The sequence below is a fragment of the Campylobacter sp. IFREMER_LSEM_CL2194 genome (genome assembly GCF_025771685.1).
GTDB lineage: Bacteria > Campylobacterota > Campylobacteria > Campylobacterales > Campylobacteraceae > Campylobacter_D.
The window spans coordinates 1-14449 of the sequence record NZ_JAKMQS010000007.1; the positions used below are offsets into that span (position 1 = coordinate 1).

Consider the following 14449-nt stretch of genomic DNA (forward strand, 5'->3'; position numbering starts at 1 on the left):
TAACTATGTAAAAAGAGCATACATCGGTAATTTCAGTTAGTCCATATACATTTACAAACGAAGCATTAGGAAGGTGCTTACGCCAAATGTTGAGTTGTTTATTTGGCATGATTTCGCCACCAAAAAAAATTTTATTTAGTTGTAAGTTTTTAAATTTACCTAAAGATTTTTCATTTGCAAAAAATGATAATACTGCCGGAACTAGATACATTACATTAACTTTATGGGTAGATAAATACTCCAAAATTTTATTTGGAAAAGCAAAAAGATGATTTGGTAGTATATGAAGCGTAGCTCCTGCTTTGATAGAACTAAATATATCTGGAACTGAAGCATCAAAATAAAATGGCGCCTGATTAGCAAAAACATCGTAATCGGCATGCTTAAAAGTCTCACATACCCAAAAAGTATAATCAATAACACTTTTATGGCTTATACTTACTCCTTTTGGAGTTCCTGTACTTCCACTTGTAAAAAAGACATAAAGTAAATTAGTATCTATGTGATTATTTAAAGCTTTTTCTAAAGCATTTTCATTTATATCAAAATTTTCAAAATCTTCTGTGAAGATAGTATCAAGATTAAAATTTAAATTTAATTTTTTAGAAGTGATTAAAAGCTTTGGTTTTAAAACTTTTATGACTTTTTCTACACGCTCTTTAGGGCTTTTTTCGTCTAAAAGTGTATAAAAATTTCCACTTTTTGCTACACCAAAAAAAGAAAGTAAACAGTCAATCCCTTTAGGAAGTATGATTAACACAGGTTCTTGTGTACTTTTAGTAGGAAGTTTAGAAAGAATTTCACTTGCTATTTTTTTACTTAAATCATCAAATTTTTTATAACTTATACTTCTACCGTTAAATTCAACAAAAGCATTTTTACTTCCAAATTTAGCAACACTTTCTTGTAAAAAATCATTGATGTGGGTTATCATGAGCTTCCTTGAAAAATTTTGGTTATAATAACATAAAAAATAAAACATTTAAAGTGAGAAATATGCCAAAACTTTTTTTAATGTCTTTAGGTTGTAATAAAAATTTAGTTGATAGTGAAATCATGCTTGGAAGATTAAGTGATTATGAAATTTGCGATGAGCCAAGCATAGCTGATGTTTTGATTGTAAATACCTGTGGCTTTATAGATAGTGCTAAAAAAGAAAGCATAAATGCGATTTTAGATTTACACGAGCAAAGAAAAAAGGATTCGTTGCTGGTTGTAACAGGATGTTTAATGCAGCGCTACCGCGAGGAATTAATGAAAGAACTACCTGAAGTTGATCTTTTTACCGGTGTGGGAGATTATGAAAAGATTGATGAAATGATACTTAAAAAAACTAATCTTTTTTCAAATTCTACTTACTTGCAAGATAAAAATACCAATCGTGTGATCACAGGATCAAATTATCACGCTTTTATTAAAATAGCTGAAGGGTGCAATCAAAAATGTTCATTTTGCGCTATACCAAGTTTTAAAGGCAAACTTAAATCAAGAAGCTTAGAAAGTATTATAAATGAAGTAAAAGAGCTTATTAAAAAAGGCTATAAAGACTTTTCTTTTATCGCTCAAGATACAAGTTCATATTTGTTTGATCAAGGTCAAAAAGATGGACTTTTAAAGCTTATTGAAGCTATAGAAGATATCCAAGGTGTAAAGGCTGCTAGAATTTTATATCTATATCCAACAAGCATTAGTAAAGAAGTAATAGAAAAGATCATTCAATCAAAAGTTTTTGTAAATTATTTTGATATGCCTTTACAACACATCAGTGATAATATGCTTAAAATCATGAAACGCGGAGCTAACAAAGCTAAATTAATCGAGCTTTTAAATTTAATGAAACAAGCTCCAAATTCATTTTTACGCACAGGTTTTATAGTAGGACACCCTGGAGAGAGTGATGAGGACTTTGAAGAATTATGCACTTTTATAAAAGAATTTGGTTTTGATAGAATTAGTGTTTTTGCTTATTCTAAAGAAGAAGATACCGCAGCTTTTGAAATGGAGCAAATTCCTAGTAAAATCATCAATGCAAGATTAAAAGTGATAGAAAAAATCGTCGATGATTGCATAGAAAAAAGCTTTAATCAACAAGTTGGCAAAAAAACCTTAGCATTTTGTGAAGGTCAAAGCTCTGAAGGAGAATTTTTCATCGGCGCAAAAGATTTGCGTTGGGATAGAAATATAGATGGAGAAATTCTCATCAATGAAAGTGATTGTGGAAATTTAGAAATGGGTGAGCTTTATGAGTGTGAAATCACACAGAGCTTAGATAAAAAACTCATTGCTAAAGCTTTAAGAAAGCTTGATGATTGATAGCAAATATTTAAATCATTTAAAGCAAGGGAAAAATCTTTTAGCGTTTTCTCACGGGAGTGATTCTAGTGCTTTATTTTTCATGCTTTTAGAAAAAAATGTAGATTTTGACCTTGCTTTTATAAACTATAAAACTCGCAAAAATAGCGATAAAGAAGAACAAAGTGCTAAAGAATTAGCCAAGCGTTTTCATAAAAAAATTTATATCAAAACCGCACCCAAAATAACAAAAAATTTCGAAGCTTGCGCAAGAGCTTTGCGTTATGAGTTTTTTGAAGAGCTTTGCAAAAATCACTCTTATGATAATCTTTTACTAGCTCATCATTTAAATGATAAACTAGAATGGTTTTTAATGCAATTTTCCAAAGGTGCAGGGCTTAGAGAATTACTTGGTTTTAAAGATATTGAAAAAAGAAAATATTTTACCATCATAAGACCCTTGCTTGAAATTCCAAAAGAAGAAATTTCAAACTATCTAAAAGAAAACAATATCACTTATTTTCATGATGAGAGTAATGATGATGAAAAATATTTTAGAAATTTTATACGCAAGAATTTCGCTAATGAGTTTTTAAAGCTTTATCCAAATGGAGTAAAAAAGAGCTTTAAATACTTAGAAAAAGACTTAAAAGAAGAAAATATTTATGAATTTAAAAATATTTACATTACTCATAAAGATGAAAGTTTAATCGCAAAATGTTTTAAAAAGCTTGGAGTGCTTTTAAGCGCTAAACAAAGACAAGAAGTATTAAAAGGCGATGGAGTGATTTCACATAAAATAGGCATTGTTTATATGCAAGAAAAAGTTTTGATTTTTCCTTTTGTAAGTTGTGAGAAAATGCCAAAAGAATTTAAAGAAATTTATAGAAAAGCAAAAATCCCTAAACTCTTAAGAGCATATTTATACACAAAAAATATTGATGTAAAAGAGCTTATGCAAGCTCTTTTATGATTTCTTCAAAAAGTTCTTTTACTCTTGCTTCTAAAAAGTCTTTAAATTCAGCACTTGTAGCTTCGGTGCGCATGATAAGATATGGACTTGTATTAGAAGCACGCAAAAGCGCCCAGCCTTCTTTAAAGGTAATTCTAACTCCGTCAATTTCATTGCAATCAAGCACATTTTCAAAAGCGTTTGCTTTTACTTTTTCTTTAAATTTTTCTATAATTTGAAATTTATTTTCCTCACTAACCTTAAGCTTAATCTCTTCACTTGCATAAAGTTTTGGTAATTCTTTAACTAATTTTTCTATATCAAAACCATTTACTAAAAGCTCTAAGGTTCTTAAAAATGCATAAATTCCATCATCATAACCAAAATATCTATCTTTAAAGAAAATATGCCCACTAAGCTCTGCTGCAATGTCGATATTTTGTTCTTTCATCATTTTTTTAATGTTAGAATGTCCAGTCTTACCCATCATGATAAAACCAAATTTAGCCACCTCATCGAAAAGATTTTTAGAACATTTTACTTCACCTAAAACTCTAGGATTTTTTATATTTTTAGCAAATAAATAGCAAAGCTCATCACCCTTAAATACATAATCTTTACTTGCGACTACTAAACGATCTCCATCTCCATCAAAAGCAAAGCCCATTTTTGCATTTTCATCTTCTTTTAACGCAACTTGTAATGCGTGTAAATTTTCAAGCTCTGTTGGATCAGGTGCATGATTTGGGAAATTTCCATCAGGATTTTCAAATAAAATTTGCGCATTAAGATTTAATTTTTCCACCAAAGGCTTTATAATCACTCCAGTAGCTCCATTTGCACAATCAATAATAATTTTTTCTTTATAGCCCTTAAGATGTGAAAAATGTTTAGCTAAAAAGTCTATATATAAGCTTTTAACATCATAATTTTCACATCTTAAATCATCATTGATTTCAAGTTCTAAATACTCTTGCACTTTTAAAGAAAGTTTTTTCAAATCAGCACCAAAAAAACTTTCTTTGTTAATCGTGATTTTAAAGCCATTGTATTCTTTTGGATTATGCGAACCTGTTATCATGATATTTGCATCAAAAATTTCATCAAAAAACAAGCTAAAATATCCCATAGGAGTTGGTGCTAAACCTATATTGAAAACTTGCATATTAGCTTTATTTAAACCGCTGATTAAATAGTTAAAAAGTTCATTTGCACTATATCTTGCATCATAGCCTACGCTTACTTTCTCACAACCTCTTGATTTCATTTCTAAACCCAAGGCATAGCCTATGGCTTTTACACTTTTTTCATTTAACTCACTTGGGTAAAGCCCTCTTATGTCATACTCTCTAAAAATCAAATCTAACATTTTAATCCTTTTGTCTTCTAAGTTCTAATTTTGTTTGTTTTAAACTTTCTTCTATGTTTTCATTTTTGCTTGATAAACAAAGTCTAATTTCTAATTTTGCATTTTTCTCTTTCAATTCAAAACTATATTTTTGCATAAAATTTTCAAGCATTTGAAGCTTGCTTTGCACAAAGGCTATATTTTCATTTTCAAATACAATAATAAAATAATCCTTATCATCTTTAAAAACCCTAGCGTGTAAAGCTTTTTTTAAAATCCTAGCAAACTCATGCATTATAAACTCGCCCATTTTTGAGCCTTTTTGATGATAAATTTCATTAATATTTTTTACTTCAATCAAGGCTAAATGAAAATTTTCAAGCCCTTGAGCATATCTTCTTAAAGCTTTTAAATTTGGCAAATTGGTTAAAGTATCAAAAAAGGCTATTTTATAAGCTTTATACGCTAAAAATCCTATCAACACTAAAGAAGCAAATTCATAATAACCCAAATCAACACTATTGTAAAATAAAAACTGCACATTCAAGCCCATATAAGCAAGTAAGAAATGAAAATCATTATTTTTAAAATACGAAAATAATAAAAATATCATTCCTGCCCAAAACACACAAAAACTTAACTCACTAATAGGTTTAAAAAATTGCGTTGAGAGACCAAAAATCTCACTTGTAATGCTTGCATTAAAATTAGTACTTGTGCTAAGTATTAACGCTACAAAACCCATAAAAGCTAAATACGCAAATTTAATAAGATTAATTCTTTCAAACACAAGCTTGCTATCTTGCAAAAACACAAAAAGCACAAAAGAAAAAGGTAAAAATACCGAGATAAACAAATGCGCTTGATACTCACTTGCTACTAAAGATAAAGCCCTAGCACATAAAATCAACAAAAGTAAGAAAAAAATCTTATTTTGCTTAAAAAAATAAGCTAAAAATAAAGCTAAGATATTAAAAACCAAAGTCATACTAGGCAATGTTTTTAACAATAAATACGAAAAATCCAAAATAATAAACCTTTTTTTGTTAAAATTATAGCAAAAATATTTTAAGGATATTAATGGTAGAAGTAAAAAATCTCACTATGCGTTTTGCAAACCAACTTTTATTTGAAGATGTAAATTTAAAATTAAACCGTGGTGAAAGATATGGACTTATAGGCGCAAATGGCGCAGGAAAATCAACCTTTTTAAAAATTCTCTCAGGCGAAATAGAATCAAGCAGTGGAGAAATTTGTATAGATCCAAATTTAAAAATCGCTGTATTAGGACAAGATCAATTTGCTTTTGAAAACTACACTATCAAAGATGCGGTAATGTGTGCAAATAAAAGATTATATGATGCACTAAAAGAAAAAGAAAAACTTTATATGAGTGAAGAATTTACCGATGAAATCAACGATAGATTAAGCGAGCTTGAAATCATAACAGCAGAAGAAGATCCAAACTATGATTGTGAGCTTAGATGTGAAAAAATTCTTAGCTCTTTAAATATAAAAGATTTTAATGCTCTCATGAGTACTTTACAAAGTGCGGATAAATTTAAAGTTTTATTAGCACAAGTGTTATTTTTAGGTGCTGATGTGTTATTTTTAGATGAACCTACAAACAACCTTGACTTAGAAGCTATTTCTTGGCTTGAAAATGAACTTTTAAGACATGAGGGAACTTTAGTAGTAATTAGCCATGATAGACATTTTCTAAATAAAGTTTGTACAAGAATTTTAGATGTGGATTTTAAACAAATACGCGATTTTGCTGGAAATTATGATGATTGGTATATGGCTTCAACCTTGCTTGCTAAACAAGCTGAACTCAAACGAGATAAAACTTTAAAAGAAAGAGAAGAATTAGAAAATTTCATACGTCGTTTTAGCGCTAATGCTTCAAAAGCCAAACAAGCTACAAGCAGGGCTAAAGCTTTAGAAAAACTTGAACTTGAAGAGATTAAAACTTCAAGCAGGCGTGATCCTAGCATAGTTTTTAGAACAAATAGAGAAATAGGAAATGAGGTTTTAGAATTAAAAGGTATTAGCAAAGCTTATGATAAAACTTTATTTGAAAATTTAGAATTAAAATTAGAAAAAGGTGATAAAATAGCCCTAATTGGAGCAAATGGTGTTGGGAAAAGCACTTTAGCTAAAATCATCGCATCAAAATTAGAACCTGATAGTGGCCACATCCACCTTGGTGCTACCATAGAAATGGGATATTTTTCACAAGATACAACGAATTTAATTAATGAAGATTTGAAACTTTATGAATGGCTAATGAGTGAAAAATTCAAAGATTTGGATGAAATTCGCAAATGTCTTGGTAGAATGCTCTTTAGCGGAAGCGATCAAGAAAAAATGGCTTCTAGCTTAAGCGGGGGCGAAAAACACCGCTTAATGCTTTCAAAATTAATGTTAGAACGTGGAAATTTCTTACTTTTAGATGAACCGGATAATCATTTAGATCTTGAAAGTATCATTGCATTAGGTGAAGCCTTGTATAATTTCAAAGGTTGTGTGATATGCATAAGCCACGATAGAGAACTAATTAGTGCTTTTGCTAATCGTATATGGTTTTTAGAAGATGGAAAACTAACAGACTTTAAAGGAAGTTATGACGAATTTTTAGGAGGTTTAGAATGAATTCGTTTAAGATAAAATATGCAGCTGGTTTTGGACATTTTACTCAAAATCACAGAGGCTTTGGCCCAACTATTTATGTAGAAGAAAGTATTGATTTTCAAAGCGAAAAAGATTATTTTGACTATGTTGAATTTTATGAAAAATTCAGCAAAGAAGATGATACTTATTTTCACATTTCATTTTTAGAAGATCGCCCTTTAACTTCTCAAGAATTAGAAAGTAGAAATGCTTATAGAAAACTAAGGGATGAACGCTGTAATAAAGCTAGAGAAGAGTTTATTAAAAACAATGAAATAGAAGCTGAATACTACCCAACTCATGGCGATTAAGGAATGATTTTTGCTTGTTTTTTCCTTGTAATATTTTGAAAGGAGAAAGCATGCAAGTTAACCATGATAATTTATCGGTTAAAGAGTATGGGTATGGTCAAAGTAGTGCTTATAAAAGCACTCAAGGAGCTAATGAAGACTTTATGTCTTTACTTAGTCAAAACAATAGTGAAAATTTAAACGAGCAAAGCATAAAACTTGATGAGCTTTTTTCAAAAGCTATGAGTCAAGATCAATTTAGCACAGGAATTTTTAGCTCAAATATGTCAAATATTTATAATTATCGTTTTAGAGGACAAAACGAAACTCCTATGCAAGCTAATATAGAAGAAAAACAAGAGCCACAAAAAGATATGGTAAAAGATCTTTTAAGTTCTTTATAAAAATGAAGTAAGCAAACGCTTACTTCCAAACAAGTCCGCTAAATTCAAACTCTTTTGCAAATTTTTTAAATTCCTCCTCTTCTTTTGCATTAACGCTTAAAACCAGTTCAACATTTTCTTGAAATTTTTTTTCGTATGAAATGTTATTTTTATTTAAAAAATGCTCAAATCTTGCATAAAGATGAAAAGGAATGTTTAAATTTAAAATATTTTTAGCTTCAAATTCTAAAAGCGTTGCATTTAAAATAGCTTCATTTGTAGCTTCACTATAAGCTCTTACAAGACCACCTGTACCAAGTTTAATCCCTCCAAAATAACGCACAACAATCACCGCGCAATTAACAAGCAAAGCTCCTCTTAAGACATTCAAACAAGGCATTGCAGAAGTTCCTTTTGGCTCACCATCATCGCTTTTATCTTCTATAATTTGATCAAATTCATTTAAATACCTATAAGCATATACAAAATGCACGGCTTTTAAATGCTCATTTCTTAGCTTTTGCATTAAAGTTTGAAAATCTTCAAAAGGACATAAAAAAGACAAAAAAGTTGATTTTTTGATTTCTATTTTTGCTTGATAAATTTGATCAATGGTTTTCATATTTTCCTTAATTTAGCTATAATATTTAAATAAAATTATAATTAAAACAACTTATAAAAATTTAAGGATAAACTATGCTTCAAACTTGTATTTTTCCTGCAGCAGGTTATGGTACTAGATTTTTACCTGCTACAAAAACCCTACCTAAAGAAATGTTACCTATACTAACTAAACCTTTAATTCACTATGGTGTAGATGAGGCTTTAGAAGCTGGTATGGAAACTATGGGCTTTGTTACAGGGCGTGGAAAAAGAGCTTTGGAAGATTATTTTGATATTTCTTATGAACTTGAACACCAAATCGCAGGCACTAAAAAAGAATATCTTTTAAGTGAAATAAGAACACTCATAGATCGTTGCACCTTTACTTTTACAAGACAAAATGAAATGAAAGGCTTAGGAGATGCGGTTTTAAAAGCAAAGCCTTTAGTGCAAGATGAAGCTTTTGGGGTAATTTTAGCAGATGATTTATGCGTAAATGAAGATGGGGTAAATGTCCTAGCTCAAATGGTAAAAATTTATGAAAAATACCGCTGCTCTGTTATAGCTGTGATGGAGGTTGAAGCTGATCAAGTCTCAAACTATGGGGTTATAGCTGGAAATGCTGTGGAAGAGGATTTGATCATGGTAAATTCTATGATAGAAAAACCTGATCCAAAAGATGCTCCAAGTAACTTAGCTATCATAGGAAGATACATTCTAACACCTGATATTTTTGGCATTTTAGAAAATACCAAAGCAGGTAAAAATGGAGAAATTCAACTAACTGATGCCTTACTTTCACAAGCAACTAATAATATGGTTTTAGCTTATAAATTTAAAGGAAAAAGGTTTGATTGTGGAAGCGTAGAAGGCTTTGTGGAAGCGACAAATTATTTTTATGAGAAAAGTAAAAATGCTAAATAATACTTTATTTTTTAAAACCCAAGATTTTAAAAAAATCACCGCTTATGCAAATAGAATGAATGATGAGCTAGAAAGTGGCGATATAGGGTATTATCACTTAGTAGATACGAGCTTTGATTTAATCAAAGAAAGTAAAGAATTTATCGCTACTAAAACTCATATAGAAAATATCGTTTTAGTAGGCATGGGTGGATCAAGTTGTGGGGTTAAAGCTTTAAAAGAGCTTTTATTTGATCAAATAGAAGAAAAAAAACTTTTTATTATTGACAATACCTCCTCACATACTTTTACCCAAACTATGCAAAAAATAAATCCCCAAAAAACACTTTTCATCATAGCAAGCAAATCAGGCACAACTATAGAAGTGATTTCTTTATTTAAACTCATCATTGCTCATTTTGATTTTAAAAATGAAAATTTACACAAAAATTTTGTGTTTATTACTGATTTTGAGTCAAAACTTCACAAACTAGGAGAAGAATTAAATATAAAATGTTTTTTTATACCTAAAAATGTCGGTGGTAGATTTAGTGTTTTATCTGCTATTGGTATTGTTCCTTTGAGCTTTTGTGGGTATGATACTAAAGCCTTATTAGAAGGTGCAAAAGCTTGTTATGTGGATTTTTTTGAGAAAAAATGTGATCAAATTTTACAAAAGGCTTATCATTACTGCACACATAAAAGTGCGCATATTAATGTGCTTTTTTCTTATGGGGATGCTTTTAAAGGTTTTAATGAATGGTATATTCAACTAATTGCTGAAAGTCTAGGTAAAAAACAAGGATTTAAACGCATAGGTTTAACTCCTATTGCTTTAATTGGTGCTAGAGATCAGCATAGCTTTTTACAACTTATCATGGATGGACCTAAAGATAAAACTGTTACTTTTTTAAAAATCAAAGATAGTCAAAAATCTCCTAGTATCCCAAATATAAGCTTTAATCATTTACAAAATTGTGATTTTACTAATGAAGTTAATTTGCATGATCTTTTAAACGCGCAATGCGATGCAACCATGCATGCATTAATTGCTGAAAATTTAAGTGTTGATGTCATAGAACTTGAAAAATTAGATGCTTATCATTGTGGATATTTGATGTATTATTATGAGTTATTTACTTCTGCATGTGGCATTATGCTTGGAATTAATACTTATGATCAACCTGGCGTAGAGGTAGGAAAATTAATACTTAAAAATATGTTAAGTAAATAAATTTGCATTATTGTAAAAAAAGAGTATAATGAAAATATAATAATTACTAACATTAAAATTTATTAGATAATAATTATTATTATTTAAGAATTTTATGTTATAATTTTAAAAATAAAAAAGGAGATAACATGTCAGTAACAAAACAATTATTACAATTACAAGCGGATGCTCATAGTTTATGGATTAAATTTCATAATTATCACTGGAATGTAAAAGGTTTACAGTTTTTCTCAATTCATGAATATACAGAAAAAGCTTATGAAGAAATGGCAGAACTTTTTGATGATTGCGCTGAGAGAGCTTTGCAACTAGGAGAAAAAGCTATCGTTTGCTCAAAAACATTACTAGAAAATACAAAAGCACCTAAGGCTCAAAAAGATTGCTTTACTCCAGTAGAAGTTTTAGAACTTATTAGAGAAGATTATAAGTATCTTTTGGCTGAATTTAAAAAGCTAAATGAAGAAGCTGAAAAAGCAAGTGACACTACAACAGCAGCATTTGCTCAAGAAAATATTGCAAAATATGAAAAAGTTCTTTGGATGCTTAATTCAACTATCCAAAATACTTGCTCTATGTAAGAATTTATAATGTTTTTTGACTTACAAAGCTTTATTGCTTTAAGTCAAAAAACAAATTTAACTTCCCAAGAAAAACTACTCTTATTAAAACTTCATACTCATTTTGAAAAAAATATCGATTTATTGCAAAAATTATATGATTATAGTTTGGTAGCTTATTGTGCTAATGCATATTTAAATCAAAGCTTAAAAAAAGAAGGCTTGCAAAAACACAAAGCCATTATAAAAGCTTTAACTAATCCTTTTTATAAAAAAGAAAAAATCCCCGTAGGTGGTTTAAACAATGCATTTTTAGCTTTAAAATTTGTAAAAAATTATGAAATACTTGAACACATCAACGAAACACACCCTCAATCTAAAATGGGTTTTAGAGCTAGTTTTATTTATGATAAAAAAAGAAAAAACTATATTTTAGCCTTTGCAGGGAGTGATTTAAATCCTTTGTGTTTTGATTTTAAAGATCTTTATAGTGATTTTTTGATTTTACTTAACAAAACTCCAAAAGGTCAAATTCAATCCATGCAGTATTTTTACAATCAACTTAAACAAAAATACACCATTGATAAAAAGCTCATCGTCATAGGGCATTCTTTAGGAGGATATATAGCTCAAGCTTTTGCAAGAACCTTTCCTAACGAGGTAAAAGAAGTCTATGCCTTTCAAGCACCTGGTTTAAACCAAAACTTTCAAAATCATTCTTATATAAATTTTCATATAAATACCACCCATAATTTAAATTTCAAAACTTACATATGGTGGAATTTTAATTTTGTGCAAAAGCTTTATAAGAAAGATAGCAAGGAGATTTTACTACACACAGGAAGCATTAAACATCATCCTAGCGTGTGTATTTATAAACTGCATGAATTATTTAAAATTCTTAACCCACAAGGGCTAAGAATTAATGTAAGTCTTCATTAAGTTTTACAGCCTTTTTATTAAAAGCTGCTATCATCACTCCACTTTGAGAATCTTGTCTAAAATGTAAGCCATTTAATCCTGCTAATTCTAAACCTTTGTATATATCTTTATCAAATTTAAAATTAGGGTTGATTTTTTGAAGTTCTTCTTTATTTTTTAAAGCAAATTTAGTCCCTTCTAAAACAGCAATACCCGCATCAACGATACAATTATCCCCTAAAGGAATTCCAGTAACCGAATTTGCACCCAAAAGACAAGCTTTACCGATGCTAATAGCATTACCACTTGTACCACTTAAAACACCAAGTATAGAAGCACCGCCTCCTACATCGCTACCTTCACCCACAACAGCTGAAGAACTAATACGTCCTTCTACCATACAAGCTCCAGTTGTACCTGCATTAAAATTCACATAAGCAGCCCCTGGCATTATAGTAGTACCTGCAGCTAAAACCGCCCCCATTCTCACTTTAGAACTTTCTAAAATTCTAGTATTATCCTCAGGAATAACATGAGCTAAAAATCTTGGAAATTTATCTACATAATCAACCCTTGGATATCTTCCACTCATTTTTAAATCAATCTCATTTTCTCTTAAAAAGTCCAAATCAATAGGCTTATTATCGCTCCATGCAACATTTGGTAAAATCCCAAAAGCGCCTGTTAAATTTAAACTTCTTAAAGGTACTTTTTTATTGGAAAGCAAATAAAGTTTTAAATACACACTTTCTAAACTTTTTGGTGCCTCATCTTCAAAAATACAAACAAAAGAAAAGGCATTTTCTCTAAAATTTTCTTTTGCTGCTTTGATTGCTTCTATATTTTTATGGCCTTGCTCTTGCAAAAATGGCGCAAAACATTCAAGTGCAAAATCCAAATCTTCTTTAATCAAAGTAGCCACAAACTCACTTTCGTTAAAGTCAACATCAACACCTCTTCTAAAAAAAGCTTCAAACATAACAGCTGCAGCAGCATAATTTTGCTCAAAATTAATCACACCAAAATTGGCTTGAAGTTTTTTACTAGGATCAACTTGACTTAGATCAAGCCTTGCTATAGCAAAAGCTTTAGGTTTTTTATAATTAATCCTTTGTTCGATTTGCTTGATTAAATTTAAAAATTCTTCTTTACTTTCTATTGGCATATTTTCTCCTTATTGCGAGCACGCACTTTTGCCATTCATTACAGGTTGAATAGCTGAATTATCTACTTTACCTTCTTGATTAACCTTTTCTATAAATTCCCAAATTTTTTCAGCAGCTTGTAAATATCTTTTTGAACTTACACTCTCAGGCATATAAAAACTTACAGGCTTACCACTATCTCCACCTTCTCTTACACTCATTTCGATAGGAATTTGAGCCAAAACTTCACATTTATAAGCTTTTGCCATTTCTTCTGTGGTACCTTTACCAAAGATATCATATTCTTTGCCATTATCAGGACATAAAAAGCCACTCATATTTTCTATAATACCCGCAACAGGAATGTGTAATTTTTCAAACATATCAAGCGCTCTTTTGCTATCATCTAAAGACACTACTTGAGGAGTACTTACACACACACCTGCACTCACTGGCACACTTTGAGCTAGGGTAATTTGTGCATCACCAGTTCCTGGAGGCATATCAAGTAATAATACATCAAGTTCAGGCCAAAGCACATCAGCTAAAAGTTGTTCAATCGCTTTCATAATCATAGAACCACGCCACATCAAACCTTTACCTTCTTCTATTAGTACACCCATACTCATCATATAAACCCCATGAGATAAAATAGGACGAATTTTTTGACCTACAATTTCAGGTTTGCTTTTACTCTCACCTAGCATTCTTGGTATATTTGGCCCATAAATATCCGCATCTAAAAGCCCTACTCTTTTACCCATTTTAGCTAAAGAAATCGCTAAATTTAAAGTTGTAGTACTTTTACCTACCCCACCTTTACCGCTTGAAATCATAAGGAAATTTTTAATTTGTGGAGCGATATTTTTACCACTTCTTGAATTGCTTTTTTCTTCAGGAATTTTTGGTTGAATGATTTCTAAATTAAGCTCTAAATTTAAATCTTTTAAAGCATTTGCGATGTTTAGTCTAAGCTCTTGTGCGATTTGAGCATTAGCTGAAACGATTTCAACTACTATATGAGCTTGATTTTCATTTGCTTCAATTTTTTTTACAAAACCAAAACTAACTATATCTTTTTTAAAGCCTGGATATATAACTTGTTTTAGTCTTTCTTCGATTTTTTCCTTCAATTTTTCTCCTTGTTA

At 30.1% G+C, this 14449-nt stretch carries 15 protein-coding genes; 9 read left to right on the forward strand and 6 right to left on the reverse strand.

The features are described 5' to 3' along the window. On the reverse strand, positions 1–934 hold a 934-nt coding region (locus tag L8V79_RS04580; protein WP_263702673.1), incomplete at its 3' end, for an AMP-binding protein. A 62-nt stretch (positions 935–996) separates the two neighbouring features. Between L8V79_RS04580 and rimO the strand changes: the two genes are divergently transcribed. Both rimO and tilS read left to right on the forward strand, forming a co-directional pair. Continuing rightward, on the forward strand, positions 997–2313 hold the full coding sequence (rimO, locus tag L8V79_RS04585) for a 30S ribosomal protein S12 methylthiotransferase RimO (RefSeq protein ID WP_263702674.1): 1317 nt from the start codon (positions 997–999) through the stop codon (positions 2311–2313). Continuing rightward, positions 2303–3265: a tRNA lysidine(34) synthetase TilS gene (gene tilS, locus L8V79_RS04590; protein ID WP_263702676.1), complete on the forward strand. Its 963-nt coding sequence runs from the start codon at positions 2303–2305 to the stop codon at positions 3263–3265. The genes rimO and tilS overlap by 11 nt, the downstream gene beginning before the upstream one ends. Here tilS and L8V79_RS04595 read toward each other — a convergent pair. Together L8V79_RS04595 and L8V79_RS04600 are read right to left on the reverse strand one after the other, a co-directional pair. Beyond that, positions 3246–4613: a phosphomannomutase/phosphoglucomutase gene (locus L8V79_RS04595; RefSeq protein ID WP_263702677.1), complete on the reverse strand. Its 1368-nt coding sequence runs from the start codon at positions 4611–4613 to the stop codon at positions 3246–3248. The two genes, tilS and L8V79_RS04595, sit on opposite strands and share 20 nt — an antisense overlap. Position 4614: 1 nt before the next feature. Further along, complete coding sequence (locus L8V79_RS04600) at positions 4615–5619, reverse strand: diguanylate cyclase (protein WP_263702678.1); 1005 nt, start codon at positions 5617–5619, stop codon at positions 4615–4617. Between the two features lie 53 nt (positions 5620–5672). On the opposite strand from L8V79_RS04600, the gene L8V79_RS04605 reads away from it, so the two are divergent. From L8V79_RS04605 to L8V79_RS04615, 3 genes are read left to right on the forward strand one after another with little or no spacing between them, the layout of a single operon-like run. After that, on the forward strand, positions 5673–7247 hold the full coding sequence (locus tag L8V79_RS04605; RefSeq protein WP_047207957.1) for an ABC-F family ATP-binding cassette domain-containing protein: 1575 nt from the start codon (positions 5673–5675) through the stop codon (positions 7245–7247). Further along, positions 7244–7576 (forward strand): hypothetical protein, encoded by a 333-nt coding sequence (locus L8V79_RS04610; protein WP_039617462.1) that lies wholly within the window; start codon positions 7244–7246, stop codon positions 7574–7576. Before L8V79_RS04605 ends, L8V79_RS04610 begins: the two co-directional genes overlap by 4 nt. A gap of 50 nt (positions 7577–7626) precedes the next feature. Beyond that, a complete protein-coding gene (locus tag L8V79_RS04615; protein WP_039617460.1) occupies positions 7627–7959 on the forward strand; it encodes a hypothetical protein in 333 nt (110 codons plus the stop codon). Between the two features lie 19 nt (positions 7960–7978). Here the strand turns inward: L8V79_RS04615 and L8V79_RS04620 are convergent, their stop codons facing one another. After that, positions 7979–8560 (reverse strand): IMPACT family protein, encoded by a 582-nt coding sequence (locus L8V79_RS04620; RefSeq protein ID WP_263678436.1) that lies wholly within the window; start codon positions 8558–8560, stop codon positions 7979–7981. A gap of 74 nt (positions 8561–8634) precedes the next feature. On the opposite strand from L8V79_RS04620, the gene galU reads away from it, so the two are divergent. From galU to L8V79_RS04640, 4 genes are all read left to right on the forward strand, one after another. Continuing rightward, complete coding sequence (gene galU / locus L8V79_RS04625) at positions 8635–9465, forward strand: UTP--glucose-1-phosphate uridylyltransferase GalU (protein ID WP_263692516.1); 831 nt, start codon at positions 8635–8637, stop codon at positions 9463–9465. After that, positions 9455–10678, forward strand: a complete 1224-nt coding sequence (locus tag L8V79_RS04630) for a glucose-6-phosphate isomerase (protein WP_263702768.1) — start codon at positions 9455–9457, stop codon at positions 10676–10678. Before galU ends, L8V79_RS04630 begins: the two co-directional genes overlap by 11 nt. Before the next feature lie 128 nt (positions 10679–10806). After that, on the forward strand, positions 10807–11256 hold the full coding sequence (locus L8V79_RS04635) for a Dps family protein (RefSeq protein ID WP_263702680.1): 450 nt from the start codon (positions 10807–10809) through the stop codon (positions 11254–11256). Between the two features lie 9 nt (positions 11257–11265). Next, positions 11266–12177, forward strand: coding sequence for an alpha/beta fold hydrolase (locus L8V79_RS04640; protein ID WP_263702681.1), 912 nt, complete (start codon positions 11266–11268; stop codon positions 12175–12177). Here L8V79_RS04640 and L8V79_RS04645 read toward each other — a convergent pair. Both L8V79_RS04645 and L8V79_RS04650 read right to left on the reverse strand, forming a co-directional pair. After that, positions 12158–13321, reverse strand: coding sequence for a 2,3,4,5-tetrahydropyridine-2,6-carboxylate N-succinyltransferase (locus L8V79_RS04645; RefSeq protein WP_263702682.1), 1164 nt, complete (start codon positions 13319–13321; stop codon positions 12158–12160). The genes L8V79_RS04640 and L8V79_RS04645 overlap by 20 nt on opposite strands. Before the next feature lie 9 nt (positions 13322–13330). Further along, positions 13331–14434 carry an Mrp/NBP35 family ATP-binding protein gene (locus L8V79_RS04650; protein ID WP_263663592.1) on the reverse strand — a complete coding sequence of 368 codons (1104 nt, stop codon included), beginning with the start codon at positions 14432–14434 and terminating at the stop codon, positions 13331–13333. Positions 14435–14449: the final 15 nt, after the last annotated feature.

What these genes read in the sequence shown, in the direction of transcription:
- L8V79_RS04620 (WP_263678436.1), bottom strand. Translation starts at nt 8,560, where the DNA reads ATGAAAACCATTGATCAAATTTATCAAGCAAAAATAGAAATCAAAAAA.
- L8V79_RS04645 (WP_263702682.1), bottom strand. Translation starts at nt 13,321, where the DNA reads ATGCCAATAGAAAGTAAAGAAGAATTTTTAAATTTAATCAAGCAAATC.
- rimO (WP_263702674.1), top strand. Translation starts at nt 997, where the DNA reads ATGCCAAAACTTTTTTTAATGTCTTTAGGTTGTAATAAAAATTTAGTT.
- L8V79_RS04635 (WP_263702680.1), top strand. Translation starts at nt 10,807, where the DNA reads ATGTCAGTAACAAAACAATTATTACAATTACAAGCGGATGCTCATAGT.
- L8V79_RS04595 (WP_263702677.1), bottom strand. Translation starts at nt 4,613, where the DNA reads ATGTTAGATTTGATTTTTAGAGAGTATGACATAAGAGGGCTTTACCCA.
- L8V79_RS04605 (WP_047207957.1), top strand. Translation starts at nt 5,673, where the DNA reads ATGGTAGAAGTAAAAAATCTCACTATGCGTTTTGCAAACCAACTTTTA.
- galU (WP_263692516.1), top strand. Translation starts at nt 8,635, where the DNA reads ATGCTTCAAACTTGTATTTTTCCTGCAGCAGGTTATGGTACTAGATTT.
- L8V79_RS04630 (WP_263702768.1), top strand. Translation starts at nt 9,455, where the DNA reads ATGCTAAATAATACTTTATTTTTTAAAACCCAAGATTTTAAAAAAATC.
- L8V79_RS04640 (WP_263702681.1), top strand. Translation starts at nt 11,266, where the DNA reads ATGTTTTTTGACTTACAAAGCTTTATTGCTTTAAGTCAAAAAACAAAT.
- L8V79_RS04610 (WP_039617462.1), top strand. Translation starts at nt 7,244, where the DNA reads ATGAATTCGTTTAAGATAAAATATGCAGCTGGTTTTGGACATTTTACT.
- L8V79_RS04615 (WP_039617460.1), top strand. Translation starts at nt 7,627, where the DNA reads ATGCAAGTTAACCATGATAATTTATCGGTTAAAGAGTATGGGTATGGT.